We start from the raw sequence: 17,901 nt of genomic DNA, 5'->3' as shown, positions 1-17,901 counted from the left end.
CGTCTGAAAACTTTAAAGTTTCAGACGGCCTTCCGGTATGAAATGTTACCGAATATTCACGCTATAGTTGATTAAAATAAAAATGAGACGAGGCGGCAACGCCCGCAGTGTACGGATAGTACATAAGGGCGTTGGCAACGCCGTATCATTGCGATTTTAATCAACTATATATTAAGCGGCAAAGCGTTTGGCCACTTCGTCCCAGTTGACAATGTCCCAGAAACCTTTCAGGTAGTTGGGACGGCTGTTGCGGTAGTCGATGTAGTAGGCGTGTTCCCAAACGTCGCAAGTCAAGAGCGGGGTGTTTTCGGTGGTCAGCGGGGTTGCGGCGTTGGAAGTGGAAACCAAGTCCAATTCGCCGGCGGGGGTTTTCACCAGCCATGCCCAGCCTGAGCCGAAGGTGCCTGCGGCGCAGGCGTTGAAGGCTTCTTGGAACTTCTCGAAGCTGCCCCATTTGGCGTCGATCGCGGCGGCCAAGTCGCCGGCGGGTTTGCCCTGGCCTTTGGGGGTGAAACCCAGCCAGTAGAAGGTGTGGTTCCAGGTTTGCGCGGCGTTGTTGAAAATGCCGCCTGAAGATTTTTTCACAATCTCTTCCAAAGAGGCGTTTTCAAATTCGGTGCCTTTGATTTGGTTGTTGAGATTGGTGATGTAGGTTTGGTGGTGTTTGCCGTAGTGGTATTCCAATGTTTCTTTAGACAAGTGCGGTGCCAAAGCGTCTAATTCATACGGCAGTTGGGGTAATTTGTGTTCCATTTTTCTTGCTCCTGTGGTCGGTTTGTGTTTTATCGTCCGCCTGTTTAGGGACGGTCTGCGAATTGTACCTGCGCGGCCTTTAAAAAACCAATTAAACTTGCCCTGCGCTATAATAGCCGATTCTTATTCTGCGTCATTTTTTCAGGAAAAACGCCATGAACGACTATACCGATATGCCGTCTGAAGACCGCGAAGTCAGCGCGCTGTCGCTGCCGCCGCATTCGATGGAAGCCGAGCAGTCGGTATTGGGCGGGCTGCTGTTGGAAAACGCCGCCTACGACCGCATCGCCGACGTCGTGACCGGCGAAGATTTCTACCGCCACGAACACCGCCTGATTTTCCGTACCGTTACCGCGCTGATTAATGAAAGCCGCCCTGCCGACGTAATTACCGTGCAGGAAGCGCTGGAGCGCAACGACGAGCTGGAAGCCGCAGGCGGATTCAACTATCTGATTTCACTGGCGCAAAACACGCCATCTGCCGCCAACATCCGCCGCTACGCCGAAATCGTGCGCGAACGTTCCATCATGCGCCAGCTTGCCGAAGTGGGCACGGAAATCGCCCGCAGCGCCTACAATCCGCAAGGCCGCGATGCGGGGCAGCTTCTCGACGAAGCGGAAAACAAAGTGTTCCAAATCGCGGAAAGCACCTCCAAATCCAAACAGGGCTTTTTGGAAATGCCCGCGCTTTTGGAAGAAGTCGTCCAGCGCATCGATATGCTCTATTCGCGTGACAATCCCGACGAAGTTACCGGCATTTCCACCGGCTTCGTCGATCTCGACAAAAAAACCTCCGGCCTCCAGCCGGGCGACCTGATTATCGTCGCCGGCCGCCCGTCTATGGGTAAAACCGCGTTTTCCATCAACATCGCCGAACACGTCGCCGTAGAAGGCAAACTGCCCGTTGCCGTGTTCTCAATGGAAATGGGTGGCGCGCAGCTTGTGATGCGTATGCTCGGCTCGGTCGGCCGCCTCGACCAGCATGTGCTCAAAACAGGCCGTCTGCAAGACGAACACTGGGGGCGCCTCAACGAAGCCGTGGTCAAACTCTCCGACGCACCGATGTACATCGATGAAACCCCCGGCCTGACCGCACTCGAGCTGCGCGCCCGCGCCCGCCGTCTCGCCCGCCAATACAACGGCAAACTCGGCCTGATCGTCATCGACTACCTGCAATTAATGGCGGGCTCCGGCCGCAGCGACAACCGCGCATCCGAACTCGGCGAAATTTCCCGTTCGCTCAAAGCCTTGGCCAAAGAGCTGCAAGTGCCCGTGATTGCGCTTTCCCAGTTGAGCCGAACCGTCGAACAGCGTACCGACAAACGCCCGATGATGTCCGACTTGCGCGAATCCGGCGCCATCGAGCAGGATGCCGACCTGATTATGTTTATGTACCGCGACGAATACTACAACCCCGAGTCCCCCGTCAAAGGGCTGGCCGAATGCATCATCGGCAAACACCGTAACGGCCCCACCGGCAAAGTCTTCCTGACATGGATGGGACAATTTACCAAGTTCGACAACGCCGCCTACATCCCCGAATCCGCGCTGATAGAAGATTAGGCCGTCTGAAAATGCCACGCCGCCGTCTCTTGCGAAACGGCGGCCTTTATTTTTCAGACGGCTGCGTTTACAAACTGTACCGAAATGTAAACACTTACTAAGCCGATTACATAATTTACTATGTGCCGTCCGAACATTTCTATTAGAATAACGCCGATTTAAGCAGGTTCGCAGAAACCCGCACCCGATATACCACATTACCCCAACCCAACGTCGCAAAACCACTCATGAACATCAAACAACAAGGCTTCACCCTTATCGAGCTGTTGGTGACCATCGCCATCGCCGCCATCATGGCCACCATCGCGCTGCCCAACATGACCGAATGGATCGCCTCCCGCCGCGCCGCCTCACAGGCCGAGCAGGTCGCCAACCTCCTGCGCTTCGCCCGCAGCGAAGCCGTCCGCCTCAATCTTCCCGTTTACGTTTGTCCCGCCCAAATTAAAAAAGACGGCAATCCCGACAATGCCTGCAATACAAAATATTCAGGACAAGGCATCGTCGCATTTGTCGATACCAACAACAATAAAATATATGAACGCAGTAAAGATACCGACTTACGCTTTACCGCCATCAATGTCCACAATCAACCCAAACGGCTGAATAACTTCATTTTTACGACTGACTTTAACGGCAACAAAACAAGCGATCAGCAAATCTGGCAGTTCCGTCCGAATGGCACTTTCGGTCATTCAGCATCAATGAGCGATAAATTTACCTTTTCAGACGGCTACGTCAAGATCGTCCTGACCGACGTTTCCGCCCAAGATGACGCCGCCAAAAAAAACAGAGCCACTGTCGTTATCATCGATCCGAGCGGCCGGGCTGAAGTATGTGCCAAATCAGACACCCGCAAAGTTTGCGGATATTCCGAATCCTAAAACCACAAAACTTCTCTGACAAACATGAAAACATTACGACAAACGTCCCACATATCAGGCCGTCTGAAAACCACACAGACAGGTTTAACCCTGATTGAAATCCTGGTCTCTATGATTGTACTCGCCCTCGGTGTATTAGCTTTGCTTTCCGTACAACTCCGGGCAGCATCTAATGTCCGCGAAGCTGAAGGACAAACTGTTGTTTCACAAATTACACAAAACCTGATTGAGGGCATGCTGATTAATCCGACACTGGAAAAAGATAAACAAAAAGAGGCTTGGACAAAAAAACACTATACCGCTTATGAAACAACCGAACGTCAGGTCTCTGCCGCCTGCAACGACACTGCAAGCGGTTCAGATATTAAAAAAGCAGATTTAGCCAAAGCCCAAATCTGTGATTTCCAAAAAAACTTGCGTGCTGCAATGCCTGAAGCCGATATTTACTTTGCCATTTGCAAAGACAATAAAGCAAACCCTCCGGAGATGAAAAGTGGCAGGCGCGAATGGAATTGCGGCGCAAGTACTGACACCGTTACCGTTATTAAAGTTCTTTGGACGGTTGACATGGAAACAGACGCCGACGAAACAACCAAAGCTGCCAACAGCCTCTCCACATCAGACAACAAAGCCGTTTTCACCTACCAAGCGCGTGTAACGGAGTAAAACAAATGAAAAGTAAACGTCTCCCTCAATTTACCCACATGCAGAAAATGCACGGCTTCAGCCTGATTGAATTTCTGGTTGCCAGCGCATTGAGCATGATTGTTTTGATAGCCGCCACATCAGGCTATTTCAGCACGCGCACGCTGAATAATACCGCTTCCGAGCGCATGAATGCCCAACAGGATTTGCGTAATGCCGCCAATATGATTACCCGCGATGCACGCATGGCCGGCAGCTTCGGTTGTTTTAATATGGCAACGCATGAAGCAAAAGACGTTCTCCAAGATAAAGGAGCACAATTCTTCTCCCTGAAAGACCCTTTCCTGCCTGTTAAAGAAGTTGGCAGCTCAGGCTTTACAGAGGGCGGATTTGTTCCGGATACCAAGAATAAGGCTTTGATTTTCCAATACGGCACCGATGACTCTGCAAATGATGCCACCCGGGTGGTTAGCAGCTGCAACGTCCTTGCCCGTACTAACACCGCCATTAAAACCATTGCAGATGCCCGCGCTGCCGACGCATTGAATATTGCAACTGATGATGAAGACGGCACCATCTCAATCATGCGCCATACCGTCAATGCCTACGTTATCGGCACAGCAGGCTCTCAAAAAGGACTGTTCCGTTTCCAGCTTGACGATGACGGCACGTGGAGCAACCCACAATTGCTGATGAAAGGGGTGGATTCTTGGACAATCAACTACACCTATATCAGCCAATGCCCGACAGGCACTGTACCTGAGGAAAAATTTGAACAAACAAACACCTTTAAAAAGACCAATCCAACCGGCTCAACCGTAACCACACCACCCACGCCCGTATTGATCAGCCTGAAACTGAAAGGAAAAGGCACAAACGGTGATATAGCCGCAGGAACAGACAACAACGTCCAAATTTACAACATCAACGCCAACGTAAGGGGAGGCAACACATGCGCAGACCGTGCCGTTTAAACCCACCCAAAGCCTCGTCTCAACAAGGCTTTGCACTCTTTATCGTACTGATAGTGATGATTGTCATCGCCTTACTGGTAGTCGCCGCCGTTCAGGCATACAACACCGAATACCGTATCAGCGCCAACGACTCCGACCGCAAATACGCCATGAGTATTTCCGAAGCAGCCTTGCGCCAAGGCGAACAAGATATTGTTGATTTTGAAACAAAAGCCGCACTGACATTCAAAGACAACTGTGAAGAAGGCCTGTGTCGCGCCGTGGGCGCAACAAATTCCAATGCAGGCAATACCAAAATTACCGTTGACGGCAACTCCACCGAATCCGCATGGAAGAGAACTTGCACAGGCGAAAAACTCTGCATGGAAGAAAACGGCAGAGTTTACCCAAAAAATGCTCAACCGTCAGATGTCCAAGCCCACTACATCATTGAATTTGTCAAAACAGACAAAGCAACCGGCACATCATATTACCGCGTAACCGCCAAAGCGAAAGGCAGAAACGACAATACCACCGTAATCACCCAATCATACGTTGCAGCAGAGTAAGGATAAGGCCATGAAAAGACAGACCGTTCACGGCTTTACCTTGGTCGAGATGATGATCACCATTGCGATTATCGGCATCCTCGCCAGCATCGCCCTGCCCTCGTACAACCGCTACATCGAGCGCGGCTACCGCGCCCAAGCGCATTCGGAACTTGTGGATATTAATAACCAAATTAAAACCTGGTTGTTGAAAAATCCTTCGTCTCTTCCGGCTGACGTACAAACCAAATTGGGAGCGTTCAAAGACTTTAACGACCCACAGTTAAAGACCAAATATACGCTGACTGCGGCCATGGAAGATGTCGCAAAAGGCCGTCGCTATCGTTTATCAGCAACACCGAAAGCCGGCAGCGGCTACAAGTTGTCCGTATGGATGGACAGTAACGGCAATGCCTATTTCTGCGATACTGCTGCCGGTGCAACGGATTACAAAAAAACAAAAACCGACGGCTGTGAACCAAAATAATCCACTGCAAAACCATACCGTTTGTTTTAAAACACGAGGCCGTCTGAAAATTTTCAGACGGCCTCCTCGTTCTCATGCTGCCAATTCCTACTCTTTGCCTAACATATGCCCCAGTTTTTCCGCTTTAGTTTGCAGATACTGCTCGTTTTCCGCATTTTCGCCCACCTGCAAGGCAATGCGTTCGGAGACGTTGATTCCCGCATCCGAAAGCGTTTGGATTTTTTCGGGATTATTGGTCAACAGCTTGACCGCACGCACGCCCAGATAATCGTAAATATGCTTGGCCAAAGTAAAATCGCGGGCATCGACGGGCAGGCCGAGTTTCAGATTCGCCTCAACCGTATCCGCGCCCCCGTCCTGCAAATGGTAGGCACGGATTTTATTAATCAGGCCGATGCCGCGCCCTTCCTGACGCAGATAAACAATTACCCCGCGCCCCTCCTGCTGCACCGCCTGCATAGCCGCCTTAAGCTGCGGCCCGCAATCGCATTTTTTGGAAAACAGCGCATCGCCCGTCAGACATTCCGAGTGGATGCGCGACAAAACCGGCAGGCCGTCTGAAAAATCACCCATCGTCAGCGCAATATGTTCCTGTCCGCCCGGCTCTTCAAAGCCGTGCATGGTAAACACACCCCATTCTGTCGGCAGACGGCAGGCAGCTATAAATTTTAAAGCCTCAGTCATTTTGTATTTCCTCTTCGATGCCCAACAGGGTTTTCAACGGCTCCGACAAAGCCAGCGCCAGCGCCACCCATTCCGTTTGAGCCACCTCATCAGTCTGTTTTTTATCATTAAATTCAACGTGCAACACGCCCAACACCGCGCCGCTTTCCGTGCAGACCGGCGCCGAAAGCTGGCTTTTTCCGCCCTCGTTGCGGCTGCCCTCGATTTCGCCCAAGTCCAGCCAGTAGGGCACATCGTCGGCAAGGTTCAGCCAGCCGCTCTGCGCCGTGCGGCAGGCCAGATAAACACGGCTGTTGTCGTCATTCACATCCAAAAGCGGCTCCAGCATCTCGCCCTGTCGGGTCAGCTGCACCAGTTTCGCGCCGTTTTCAGACGGCATCTGCGCATAAAGCGCCGCGCTGCGGACATTCGCCGTGCGGCTGTATGCCGAATCCAACGCCATAAAAATCTGCCTGAGCAAAGCCTCGTTGGCCGCATCGGCCGCCACATGGTCGGCAAGCCGCCAGCCGCCGTGTTCCGGCCACAAAATCCCACGCTCGATAGACGCCGAGCCCAAATTCATTACCGCCTGCGCCGCCAGATACGCTGCCCGAACATTGTCCGCCGGCAATTTCAAGCCCTGCGTCTGCAAATAATCTTTAATCAGTAAAGCCGGCATCGCCGCTCCTTTATACAATCGTGATGCCGCCTGAAAACCCGTTTCCAAGCATTTCAGACGGCCTTGCCAACAGCCGCAATATCGGGCAAAACCGCCGTATTTCAAGCCTGCCGGTTTGCAGTTTTCATGAAAATGTGTATAATCCCGCTTTCTCACGCGGACGTGGCGAAATTGGTAGACGCACCAGATTTAGGTTCTGGCGCCGAGAGGTGTGAGAGTTCGAGTCTCTCCGTCCGCACCATACTATAAAAATCAGCAGCCTTCGGGCTGCTTTTTTACGTCTGCAACGCCGATCATAAATTTATGTCAAATGCCGTCTGAAAAGATGATTCAGACGGCCGTTTCGCTTAAAATAGCTGTTTCCCAATTCTTGAGGAACTGCCGTGAGCTGCCCCGTCTGCCGTGCCGAAAACGAAGAAATCCTGCTGCAAACGCCCAATCTGCGCGTGATTGCCGTGCACAACGAAGCGGGTGCGCCGGCGTTTTGCCGTGTGATTTGGCAGGCGCATGTGACGGAAATGACCGACCTGCCGTCTGAAAGCCGCGCCGAGCTGATGGATATGGTTTACCGTGTCGAAGCCGCGATGCGCAAAGTGTTCCGCCCCGCCAAAATCAATCTGGCGAGCTTGGGCAACGTCGTGCCGCACCTGCATTGGCACGTCATCGCGCGTTTTGAAAACGACGCCAACTTCCCCGCGCCGATTTGGGTGCCCGCCGTGCGCAACCATGAAATGACACTGCCGGAAAACTGGCCGGAGCAGGTTAAGGCTTTGATTCAGTAGTTTTTCAGACGGCATAAAACTTTTGTAAAATCAAAAAGGCCTCACCGATGTCATTCCCGCGCAGGCCTGCAATCCCGCCTGACAACAAACCTTTTTCAGACGGCCTCTGCCAGGATCATGCCGTCTGAAAACAAACATCAAAAAAGGAAACCCTATGACTTGGCAAACTTCCCGCCGCCGTTTTCTCCAAGCCGCTTCCGCCATTGCGGGCGCGGGTCTGCTTCAGGCCTGCGGCAGCGGCGGTTCTTCTTCTCCTTCCACCAAATCCGCCAATCAGAAAGAAAAACCCGTGCCCCCAAGAAGCACCAACACCGTCCGCTCGGGCGACAATGTTTTGCGCGTCGTCGCGCCCTCCGGTTTTGCCGAATCGGCCGAACGCGCCAACCTCGGCCTGACCCGCCTCTACAACGCAGGCTTTACCGTGACCAACCAGCAGGCCGCTTCGCGCCGTTACCAGCGTTTTGCCGGCACGGATGCCCAGCGCACCGCCGACTTCCAAGACGTCGCCGCAGGCCGCGTGCAAACACCGAAAGTGCTGATGGGCTTGCGCGGAGGCTACGGCGCAGTGCGGCTGTTGGCCGGCATCGATTTCGCGAGTTTGGGCGCACGGATGCGCGAGCGCAACACACTGTTTTTCGGCTTCAGCGACGTTTGCGCCATCCAGCTTGCACTGCTGGCCAAAGGCAATATGCCGAGTTTCGCCGGCCCGATGGTGTACAGCGAATTCGGCAAACCGCAGCCCAGCGTTTACACGATGGACTCCTTTATACGCGGCACAACCAATTCCGCCAACATCGTCGATGTCGCCGCTATACAACGCAAAGACGTGAATGTCGAGGGAACGCTTTGGGGCGGCAACCTGAGCGTATTGGCTTCATTGGCCGGCTCACCCTATCTGCCTGATATTCAAGGCGGAATCCTGTTTCTCGAAGACGTGAGCGAGCAGCCCTACCGCATCGAGCGCATGCTCAACACGCTGCACCTGGCCGGCGTATTGAAAAAACAGCGCGCGATTATTTTCGGCGATTTCCGCATGGGCACCATCCGCGACACCTACGATTCCAGCTACGACTTTACCGCCGTCGTCAACCAAATCCAGCGCGTAACCCAAGTGCCCGTTCTGACCGGTTTCCCGTTCGGCCACATTACCAACAAAACCACCTTCCCGCTGGGCGCGCACGCCAAAGTAAAGTCCACGGGCAACGGCGGTTATACCGTCACCTTCAGCGGCTACCCCACCCTCGCCGCAAACACCCTCAACCTCAACGCACTGCTGCCGCAGCCCGCGTTTGACGGCACGGTTTATACCGCCCCCGCCACGGCAGACGAAGTCAGCGAATAAACCGATTGCCAAAGCACGCCAAAGGCCGTCTGAAAACCGCCGAAACGTTTTTCAGACGGCCTTTCCAATCACAATCTGCGCCGTTTTTCAGTTACAATACCGCCTGAAAAAATTTATTCATTTAGAAGCATGAAAGAACACAAAGCCCGCAAGCGGTTCGGGCAGAATTTTTTGCAGGACACGCGCATCATCGCCGACATCGTCAACGCTGTGCGCCCGCAGGCCGGCGATACCGTGATTGAAATCGGCCCCGGTTTGGCTGCGATTACCGAGCCGCTGGCGAAAAAGTTGGACAAACTGCACGTTTGCGAAATTGACCGCGACATCGTAGGCCGTCTGAAAACCCTGCCGTTTGCCGACAAACTCGTGATTTACGAAGGCGACGTGCTGCAATTCGATTTCAGAAGCGTGGCGGGCAAAAAGAAAATCGTCGGCAACCTGCCGTACAACATTTCCACGCCGCTGCTGTTCAAACTGGCCGACATCGCCGACGAGGTCATCGATATGCACTTTATGCTGCAAAAAGAAGTGGTCGAACGCATGGTGGCCGAGCCGAAAACCAACGACTACGGGCGGCTGGGCGTGATGCTGCAATATTTTTTCGACATGGAAAGCCTGATTGACGTGCCGCCCGAATCATTCGACCCCGCGCCGAAAGTCGATTCCGCCGTGGTGCGCATGATTCCGGTCAAACACCGTATTGGTAAGGCCGACGATTTCGAGCATTTCGCCAAACTGGTGAAACTCGCGTTCCACCAACGCCGCAAAACCATCCGCAATAATCTGAAAGAGCTGGCCGACGATGCGGATTTGCAGGCCGTCGGCATCAACCCGCAAGACCGCGCCGAACACATCGCGCCCGAGCTTTATGTGGCGTTGAGCAATTATCTGGTGAAGAAGGCCGTCTGAAACGGAGCAGGGCAATGGAAAGCAATCTGCACAAAACCGAACGTTTAATCCGCGAAATCAACCGCATCCACGCGCAGTATTCGCAGGACTATTTCGAGACCGGCAAAGTCGAAAAAATCAACCTGAGCCATACGTTGTGTAGCGTGCCGACCGAGCATATTTTGTCTTACCGCCTGAATCTGCACGAAGCGATTAACGATTATTTGGCATTTGCCGATACGCGCGGCATCGACTTTTTCTACCGCGTGAAAACCGCCGAAAGCATACGCGACAAAATCAGCCGTTATCTCGCGCGTGAAAACCAATATCCGGTAAATAATATTCTCAACGACATTTTCGGCGCACGCCTGATTTGGCCGTCTGAAACCGTGTCGGAAATTTTGGAAAAACTCGACGACTGGAAAACCGGATATGGCTTGAAAAACTGGTATTTGCGCGATATAGACGGCTACATCGGCGTGCATATCTATTTCAAAAACAGCAGCAATTTCTACTATCCGTGGGAATTGCAGATTTGGGATGAAAAAGACGCCAAAGCCAATATCGAAAACCACATGGCGTACAAACGTGATTTTGTGCGCTGATATTTCACTTAAAATAAGGAAAACGTAAAATGAAAAAAATGATGGCATTGCTCTTTGCTTTTGCGGTAGTCGGTTGTGCGACACATAAAACAATGGTTCCTATTAGTGGCAGTAAGGCCGATGGAATTGTTAAAATGGCCTATGAATATACTCCATATGAATCTCCTATTGTGAATCAAGATGCTTCACGATTACAGGCTGCAAAGCGTTGTCAGGCATGGGGTTTTTCTGAAGCTGAAGCATTTAGTGCCGGCAGTAAGCAATGTGTTCTCAATTATGGTTTTGGATGTGAAAAATACCGTGTAGTAACAGAATATCAATGTACGGGTCAAAGAACATCGCATACAACCGTTTCTCAGGCTGGATATCATGTGCAAAACCAAAGTCAGCCGATGCAGCAAATTATCATCAATATTCCGAATCCTGCGGTTACTAAAACTGAAACAGCAGTTCAACCTATTAATAGGCACTAATTTTTTAAAAACATGATTAAATTCAAAAACGTACACAAATATTTCAAAGACCTGCATGTCATCAACGGCGTGAATCTCGAAGTAAAACAGGGCGAAGTGGTCGTGGTCTGCGGCCCCTCGGGCAGCGGAAAATCCACGCTGATCCGCACGGTCAACCAGCTCGAAAGCATCGAAAGCGGCGAGATTTGGGTGGACGGCGTCAACGTGGCCGACCCGAAAACCGATTTGAACAAAATCCGCGAGGAAGTCGGCTTTGTGTTCCAAAGTTTCAATCTATATCCGCATCTGACCGTGCTGGAAAACATCATTCTTTCGCCGATGAAAGTGAAAAAGCAAAGCCGTGAGCAGGCGGAGCAAAAAGCGTTGGAACTGCTGGAGCGCGTGGGTTTGGCACATAAAAAAGACGCGCTGCCGAGCCAGCTTTCCGGCGGTCAGCAGCAGCGTGTGGCGATTGCTCGCGGTTTGGCGATGGAGCCGCGCGTGATGCTGTTTGACGAACCGACTTCCGCGCTCGACCCGGAAATGGTGGGCGAAGTGTTGAAAGTGATGAAGGATTTGGCGGTGAGCGGCATGACCATGATGTGTGTGACCCACGAAATGGGGTTTGCCCGCGAAGTGGCCGACCGCGTGATTTTCGTCGATCACGGGCAGATTATCGAAGAGGCAACGCCGGAAGAATTTTTTACCAGCCCGAAACACGAACGCGCCAAGCAGTTTTTGCAGCAGGTAATGACGCATTAATCCACATAAGGCCGTCTGAAAAATCCGCCGTATTTTTCAGACGGCCGAACCATTCATCAAGATTGGAACACTATGTATTTCGTTGACCGCACCGCCGTCGTTTTAAAACCCGCCGCGCCCTTTCTGGCCTGGCTGAAATCGCTCGACGACGGGATTCCCGATTTGACGCTTGAGCAGTTGCGCACCAACTGTTCGGTGTTTTTAATCCCTGAATTTAAAGAGCCCGAAGATGCCGTCGCCTATTTCGACGAGCGCTATCAGGAAATTTTCGCCGCCGAACTTTCCGGCTGGGAAGACGATGAAAAAAAATGGCCGCAAGACATGAGCCTGCAAGCGTTTTGGGAATTTTTCGACATCGAAATCCACGATACGGTTTTGGACATGGAAGACGCCGAAATCAGCGTCGAGCCCGTGTTGGACAACATGAGATAAGCCCCGCCCCAAGCCGGCAGACGGTAAAGTATTAACAGACTATAACCTGCCGCATAATTATTTAACCGATAAAAAACGCTACAATGAACCACCGTTTTATCCTGAAACCGTCAGGCCGTCTGAAAATTCTGGCCGCCGCGCTGCATTTGGCGGCATTGTCGGTATGCATAACGGCTTTTTACGGTTGGATGATGTGGGCGGGTTTGGCCGCAGTTTTATTGAGTTTTGCCTACGCTTGGCAGACGGCAGATTTACGGCGAAAAGATGCCGTTATCCGCATCGACATTGATTTGAACAACCGCGCTTCGCTGCTTTTCCGTAACGCCGCGGAAGACCAAGCCGCTGCGCTTTGCGGCGCTTCCGCCGTTTCGCGCCACGCGCTGTTTCTGCAATGGGATACGGGCAGCCGCAAGGTTTGGCAGGCGGTATTTCCCGATATGCTCGGGCGCGACGATTACCGCCGTTTACAGGTTTGGGCAAGGTGGCATCAAACCAAGGAAAACAACAGGCCGTCTGAAACCGGTTCAAAAATAACCTGACCGCGTTGGCACCGCCTTGCCGTACCACCGTACTGTCTTCGGCGCGCCGCCTTGTCATCTTAATTTTTTTAGACCGGTATAACCAAAGAACGACGGCAAAACCGCCCCCCCTTTTTTCAGACGGCCCCAAACAAAATGAAATCATTAAACGACTGGCTTTCACATTTGGAAACCGCCCACTCGGGCGGCCTGATCGATATGGGTTTGGCGCGCGTCGGCGAAGTGAAAAACCGTATGAATTTAGTGCCGCAATGCCCCGTCGTCGTCGTCGCGGGAACAAACGGCAAAGGCTCGGTCTGCGCCTATCTGTCGCACATTTACGCGCAGGCGGGCTTCAAAGTCGGCACGTTAACCAGCCCGCATTTACTGCGATTCAACGAACGCATCGCGGTAAACACACAGCCCGTTTCCGACGAAACCGTCGTCGCCTCGTTTGAGCGCATCGAAGCGGCGCGGCAGGAAATTTCGCTGACTTATTTTGAATTCAACACCTTAGCCGCCGTAGATATTTTTATCCGCGAACAGGTGGACGTGATGATTTTGGAAGTCGGCTTGGGCGGACGTTTGGACGCGGTCAATGTCTTCGATGCCGACTGCGCGGTCGTCACCGGCGTGGATTTGGATCATCAGGCGTTTCTCGGTGATACGGTCGAACAGGTCGGTTTTGAAAAAGCCGGTGTGTTCCGCAGCGGCAAGCCCGCCGTCTGCGGCCAAAACCCGCCGCCGAAAACGCTGGTGGAACACGCGGAAAAAATCGGTGCGGATTTATTGCTGGTCAAACGCGATTTCGACTACACCACGCTGGAAAACATGCAGTGGACCTACCGCTTCCACCCGCAGCGTTCAGACGGCCTCGCGCGCAACCGTAACGCCCTGCCCTTCCCCGCGCTGCGCGGCAGCTACCAGCTCAACAACGCCGCCTGCGCACTGACCGTGCTGGAATGCCTGAACGACAAACTGCCCGCCGACATCGGCGCGATTAAACGCGGTTTGCTGACGGTGGAAAATCCGGGGCGCTTTCAGGTTTTGCCCGGCCGCCCGACCACCGTTTTGGACGTCGGCCACAACCCCCACGCCGCGCGCGCGCTGCGCCGCAGTCTGATCAATCTGGCCTTTGCGCAAAAGCGCACGGCGGTGTTCAGCATGCTGTCCGACAAAGACATCGGCAGCGTTTTGGAAATCGTCAAAGACCAATTCGACGAGTGGAACATCGCCCCGCTCGATTTGCCGCGCGGCATGGGTGCCGCCGATTTGCAGAATATTTTGGAACATCACGGCATCAGCAAAATCAAGGTATTCGATACCGTCGCCGCCGCCTACCGCGCGGCTGTGGAAACCGCTTCCGAAAACGACCGCATTGTCGTGTTCGGCTCGTTTCATACCGTTGCCGAAGTGATGGCCGTTTTATAAAACCCCGAATACCGTTTTTCAGACGGCCCGATGCCGTCTGAAAAACGGTGTTCACAGCCATAGAGAGGGATTTTTATGTCTGACGACAAACAAAAAGATGTATTGGGCGGCTACGAACAGCTTAAACGCCGCAACCGCCGCCGCTTGGTCACGGCCACAGGCTTGGTCGCCGTATCTGGCGTGATTTTGGCCGCCGTGTTAAACGGCGGTTCTGACAGCAAACCTGCCGGCCAGACCGTTACCATCAACAATCAGGCCGCTTCCGCCGCTTCAATGCCGGCCGGCGAGCCCGCGCCGCAGGTCGAAATGCTGCAACCGCAGTCCGCCGCAGCCTCTATGCCCGCCGGCTCGGACGTGCCTGCCGTAACCATCAACAACGACAGGCTGGACGACAGCGACATCAATGTCCAGCCCGCTTCCGGTGCTGCTTCGCAAACCGCGCAGGCCAAGCCGTCTGAAACGGTGCAAACCGCGCAGACAAGCGCCGCGCAGGAAACCGAACCTTATGTCGAAACCGAAGCGCCGCCCGCAGCTGATGAGCACGATGTCGGCGAAGACGATGCTGCCGCCCAAGCCGCGGCGGCGGCGCAGCGCGCGAAAGCCCGGGAAGCCGAGCAACGCGCCGAACGCCGCAGAGCCGCAGAGCGCAAAGCCGCTGCCGAGCGCAAACAGGCGCAGGAAAAAATCCGTCAGGAAATCGCAAAACGTAAAAAACAGCAGGCCGAAAAAGCTGCCGCAGCCACCGAAAAAAAACGCATTCAGGCTGACGCGGCAGAAGAGCGTGCGGCCAAACTGCTTCAGGCCGAGCGCGTGAAAGACATCGACACGCAAAAAGACAAAACCGCTTGGAAAAAAGCAGACAAACCGGCTGAAAAACCGGCAAAAACTGCCGCCGCGCCTGTCGCAAAAGGCAAACGCGCCGTGATTTTGGCGGGTTATCCCGAAAAAGAGCGCGCCTTAAGCCTGCAGCGCAAAATGAAAGCTGCCGGCATTCAGGCGGGTATTATTGAAATCAACACCGACAAAGGCAAAGTTTACCGCGTGAAAAGCGGTAAATATCCCAACCGCGCCGCCGCCGAGCGCGATTTGAACAAACTGCGCGTACACGGCATCGCCGGACAGGTGATTGATGAATAACCTTCCCATCGCCGATTTGCTGGCGTTCGGCGTCATCGGTATCTGCGCCGTCATTTCCATGATGCGCGGCGCGATTGCCGAAATCGGCTCGCTGCTGACTTGGGTCATCGCCTTTATGGCGGCAAAATGGTTCGCCATCCCCGTATCGGGAATGGCTTTCCAATCAGTCAACCCCGAAGCGCTGGCGCTGGCTTTGGGCTTTGTCAGCGTATTTTTCGGCGTATGGCTGGTTTTGGGGCTGCTGCGTTCGCTGTTGAACGGCGCGGTTTCCGCCGTCGGACTCGGCCCGCTCAACCGCCTGCTCGGCGGCGCGTTCGGCGCAGTCAAAGGCGTGGCGATGGTGACGCTGGCGGTGATGGTCGGTTCGCTGACCGATTTGCCGCACACCGAAGGCTGGCGTTCGTCGGTGAGCATTCCGTATTTCGAATCGCTGGCCGAAATCGCCAAACCCTACCTGCCGTTTGGCGGCAGAAACAGCAACGGGATTACCGATTCGGATACTTCTTCCCTATAAAACGCCGTTTTCAGACAGCCTGATTCAATGCAAGGCCGTCTGAAAACGGTTTGAACTTTTTGATTTGATTTAATTGTTTTAATTTAATCATGCCGTCTGAAAAGCGGCAGCAGGAGAAAACAAAATGTGTGGTGTATTAGGTTTGGTCAGTCATGAGCCGGTCAACCAGTCTTTGTACGACGGATTGCAGATGCTGCAACACCGCGGGCAGGACGCGGCGGGCATCGTCACCGTCGAGGGCAGCACGTTTCATATGCACAAAGGCAAAGGCATGGTGCGCGAAGTATTCCGCACCCGCAATATGCGCGACCTCACCGGCAACGCCGGCATCGCCCACGTCCGCTACCCCACCGCCGGCAACGCCGGCAGCAGCGCCGAGGCGCAGCCGTTTTACGTCAGCTCGCCCTTCGGCATCGTCTTGGCACACAACGGCAACCTGACCAACACCGCCGAACTCTACGAAAACGTCTGCAACAAACACCTGCGCCACATCAACACCAGCTCCGATTCCGAAGTATTGCTCAACGTCTTCGCCCACGAATTGCGCCACGAAGTGTCCGGCAATGCCGGCAAACGCCTGAGCGTCGATAATATTTTCAACGCCGTCGGCGTCGTCAACCGACTCGTGCGCGGTGCCTACGGCGTCGTCGCCATGATTGCCGGCTACGGCATGGTCGCCTTCCGCGACCCCAACGGCATCCGCCCGCTGGTATTGGGCAGCCAAACAGATTCAGACGGCCGCAAATCCTACGCCGTCGCCTCCGAATCCGTGGCCTTCAACGCACTGGCCTTTGATTTGGAACGCGACATCGCCCCCGGCGAAGCCGTCTTCATCACCCTCGACGGCCAGTTTTTCTCACGCCGATGCAGCGGCAAAACCGCCTTAAACCCATGCCTCTTCGAATACGTTTACTTCGCCCGCCCCGACTCCGTCATCGACGGCGTATCCGTGTACCAAGCCCGCCTCGACATGGGCGTTTCGCTGGCCGAAAAAATCAAACGCGAGCTGCCCGTCGACGACATCGACGTCGTCATGCCGATTCCCGACACCAGCCGCCCCAGCGCGATGGAACTCGCCGTCCACCTGCAAAAACCCTACCGCGAAGGTCTGATTAAAAACCGCTACATCGGCCGCACCTTCATCATGCCCGGCCAAGCCACGCGCAAAAAATCCGTGCGCCAGAAACTCAGCCCGATGGAAAGCGAATTCAAAGGCAAAAGCGTGCTGCTCGTCGATGATTCCATCGTGCGCGGCACCACCAGCCGCGAAATCGTCGAAATGGTACGCGCCGCCGGCGCCCGCAAAGTCTATATCGCCTCCGCCGCGCCCGAAGTCCGCTACCCCAATGTGTACGGCATCGACATGCCGACCCGCGAAGAACTCATCGCCAACGGCCGCACCACCGCCGAAATCGCCCGCGAAATCAGCGCCGACGGCATCGTCTTCCAAGACCTGAACGACCTCGAAACCGTCGTCAAAGCCCTCAACCCCGCCATCCAAGCGTTCGACTCCTCCTGCTTCAACGGCGTGTACCTCACGGGTGACATCGACGAAGCCTACCTGCAACGCCTCTCCGCCGAAAAAGCCGGCTGCGGCGGATTGAAAATCCACCCGAGCAAAATGGAACACAGCATCAGCGGCAACGAAAGCGACGACGGCGAAGAATAGTGAAGCAAATACCGTGGAGCTTAATACCTGCAATTCCGCCGCCCCATACGGCCGGTTTTGACCGAACGGCATTTGATGTTTCAGACGGCCTCTGCGCCCTCCGGCGGTTTGGATACAACCGTTTCCAGCAGATGAAACAGAATCAGGCAGGCCGGATATCCTGCAAAAACAGACAAAGGCTGTCTGAACCCCCGCTAC

The 17,901-nt window shown here is 54.0% G+C and carries 21 protein-coding genes and 1 tRNA gene; 19 read left to right on the top strand and 3 right to left on the bottom strand.

Features of this window, described 5'->3' with window-relative positions:
• Positions 1–171: 171 nt before the first annotated feature.
• Positions 172–753, bottom strand: coding sequence for a superoxide dismutase (locus BG910_RS10715; RefSeq protein ID WP_089036829.1), 582 nt, complete (start codon positions 751–753; stop codon positions 172–174).
• 155 nt (positions 754–908) lie between these two features.
• On the opposite strand from BG910_RS10715, the gene dnaB reads away from it, so the two are divergent.
• From dnaB to BG910_RS10685, 6 genes are all read left to right on the top strand, one after another.
• On the top strand, positions 909–2,315 hold the full coding sequence (dnaB, locus tag BG910_RS10710; RefSeq protein WP_089036828.1) for a replicative DNA helicase: 1,407 nt from the start codon (positions 909–911) through the stop codon (positions 2,313–2,315).
• A gap of 227 nt (positions 2,316–2,542) precedes the next feature.
• Positions 2,543–3,196 carry a GspH/FimT family pseudopilin gene (locus BG910_RS10705; protein ID WP_089036827.1) on the top strand — a complete coding sequence of 218 codons (654 nt, stop codon included), beginning with the start codon at positions 2,543–2,545 and terminating at the stop codon, positions 3,194–3,196.
• 24 nt (positions 3,197–3,220) lie between these two features.
• Complete coding sequence (gene pilV / locus BG910_RS10700) at positions 3,221–3,862, top strand: type IV pilus modification protein PilV (RefSeq protein ID WP_089036826.1); 642 nt, start codon at positions 3,221–3,223, stop codon at positions 3,860–3,862.
• Between the two features lie 5 nt (positions 3,863–3,867).
• Positions 3,868–4,815 (top strand): PilW family protein, encoded by a 948-nt coding sequence (locus tag BG910_RS10695; protein ID WP_089036825.1) that lies wholly within the window; start codon positions 3,868–3,870, stop codon positions 4,813–4,815.
• Positions 4,794–5,363, top strand: a complete 570-nt coding sequence (locus tag BG910_RS10690) for a pilus assembly PilX family protein (protein WP_089036824.1) — start codon at positions 4,794–4,796, stop codon at positions 5,361–5,363. The genes BG910_RS10695 and BG910_RS10690 overlap by 22 nt, the downstream gene beginning before the upstream one ends.
• Before the next feature lie 10 nt (positions 5,364–5,373).
• On the top strand, positions 5,374–5,829 hold the full coding sequence (locus tag BG910_RS10685) for a PilX family type IV pilin (protein WP_089036823.1): 456 nt from the start codon (positions 5,374–5,376) through the stop codon (positions 5,827–5,829).
• 87 nt (positions 5,830–5,916) lie between these two features.
• Here the strand turns inward: BG910_RS10685 and ribA are convergent, their stop codons facing one another.
• Positions 5,917–6,513: a GTP cyclohydrolase II gene (ribA, locus tag BG910_RS10680; protein ID WP_089036822.1), complete on the bottom strand. Its 597-nt coding sequence runs from the start codon at positions 6,511–6,513 to the stop codon at positions 5,917–5,919.
• Entirely contained in the window at positions 6,506–7,171 is a 666-nt protein-coding gene (locus BG910_RS10675) for a hypothetical protein (protein WP_089036821.1), read from the bottom strand. The genes ribA and BG910_RS10675 overlap by 8 nt, the downstream gene beginning before the upstream one ends.
• Before the next feature lie 156 nt (positions 7,172–7,327).
• On the opposite strand from BG910_RS10675, the gene BG910_RS10670 reads away from it, so the two are divergent.
• The 13 genes from BG910_RS10670 to purF all read left to right on the top strand — a co-directional run bounded on the left by BG910_RS10670 (position 7,328) and on the right by purF (position 17,703).
• Positions 7,328–7,412, top strand: a tRNA-Leu gene (locus BG910_RS10670).
• Positions 7,413–7,554: 142 nt separating this feature from the next.
• On the top strand, positions 7,555–7,953 hold the full coding sequence (locus BG910_RS10665; RefSeq protein WP_089036820.1) for an HIT family protein: 399 nt from the start codon (positions 7,555–7,557) through the stop codon (positions 7,951–7,953).
• A 154-nt stretch (positions 7,954–8,107) separates the two neighbouring features.
• Positions 8,108–9,295, top strand: coding sequence for an LD-carboxypeptidase (locus tag BG910_RS10660; RefSeq protein WP_089036819.1), 1,188 nt, complete (start codon positions 8,108–8,110; stop codon positions 9,293–9,295).
• 129 nt (positions 9,296–9,424) lie between these two features.
• Positions 9,425–10,204, top strand: a complete 780-nt coding sequence (gene rsmA, locus BG910_RS10655) for a 16S rRNA (adenine(1518)-N(6)/adenine(1519)-N(6))-dimethyltransferase RsmA (RefSeq protein ID WP_089036818.1) — start codon at positions 9,425–9,427, stop codon at positions 10,202–10,204.
• Positions 10,205–10,218: 14 nt separating this feature from the next.
• Positions 10,219–10,788, top strand: coding sequence for a nucleotidyltransferase family protein (locus tag BG910_RS10650; protein ID WP_089036817.1), 570 nt, complete (start codon positions 10,219–10,221; stop codon positions 10,786–10,788).
• A gap of 29 nt (positions 10,789–10,817) precedes the next feature.
• A complete protein-coding gene (yecR, locus tag BG910_RS10645; protein WP_089036816.1) occupies positions 10,818–11,261 on the top strand; it encodes a YecR family lipoprotein in 444 nt (147 codons plus the stop codon).
• Between the two features lie 12 nt (positions 11,262–11,273).
• A complete protein-coding gene (locus tag BG910_RS10640; protein WP_089036815.1) occupies positions 11,274–12,002 on the top strand; it encodes an amino acid ABC transporter ATP-binding protein in 729 nt (242 codons plus the stop codon).
• Between the two features lie 72 nt (positions 12,003–12,074).
• Entirely contained in the window at positions 12,075–12,434 is a 360-nt protein-coding gene (locus tag BG910_RS10635) for a hypothetical protein (protein ID WP_089036814.1), read from the top strand.
• A gap of 83 nt (positions 12,435–12,517) precedes the next feature.
• Positions 12,518–12,973, top strand: a complete 456-nt coding sequence (locus BG910_RS10630) for a protein YgfX (protein WP_089036813.1) — start codon at positions 12,518–12,520, stop codon at positions 12,971–12,973.
• 135 nt (positions 12,974–13,108) lie between these two features.
• Positions 13,109–14,383, top strand: a complete 1,275-nt coding sequence (folC, locus tag BG910_RS10625; protein ID WP_089036812.1) for a bifunctional tetrahydrofolate synthase/dihydrofolate synthase — start codon at positions 13,109–13,111, stop codon at positions 14,381–14,383.
• A 75-nt stretch (positions 14,384–14,458) separates the two neighbouring features.
• Entirely contained in the window at positions 14,459–15,520 is a 1,062-nt protein-coding gene (locus BG910_RS10620) for an SPOR domain-containing protein (protein ID WP_089036811.1), read from the top strand.
• Positions 15,513–16,034 carry a CvpA family protein gene (locus BG910_RS10615; protein ID WP_089036810.1) on the top strand — a complete coding sequence of 174 codons (522 nt, stop codon included), beginning with the start codon at positions 15,513–15,515 and terminating at the stop codon, positions 16,032–16,034. Before BG910_RS10620 ends, BG910_RS10615 begins: the two co-directional genes overlap by 8 nt.
• A 124-nt stretch (positions 16,035–16,158) precedes the next feature.
• A complete protein-coding gene (gene purF, locus BG910_RS10610; protein ID WP_089036809.1) occupies positions 16,159–17,703 on the top strand; it encodes an amidophosphoribosyltransferase in 1,545 nt (514 codons plus the stop codon).
• The last annotated feature ends 198 nt before the right edge of the window (positions 17,704–17,901 follow it).

The sequence above is a fragment of the Neisseria chenwenguii genome (assembly GCF_002216145.1).
Classification (GTDB): domain Bacteria; phylum Pseudomonadota; class Gammaproteobacteria; order Burkholderiales; family Neisseriaceae; genus Neisseria; species Neisseria chenwenguii.
Note: the sequence above shows the minus strand (reverse complement) of the source record. Positions and strands in the feature narration are given on the sequence as shown.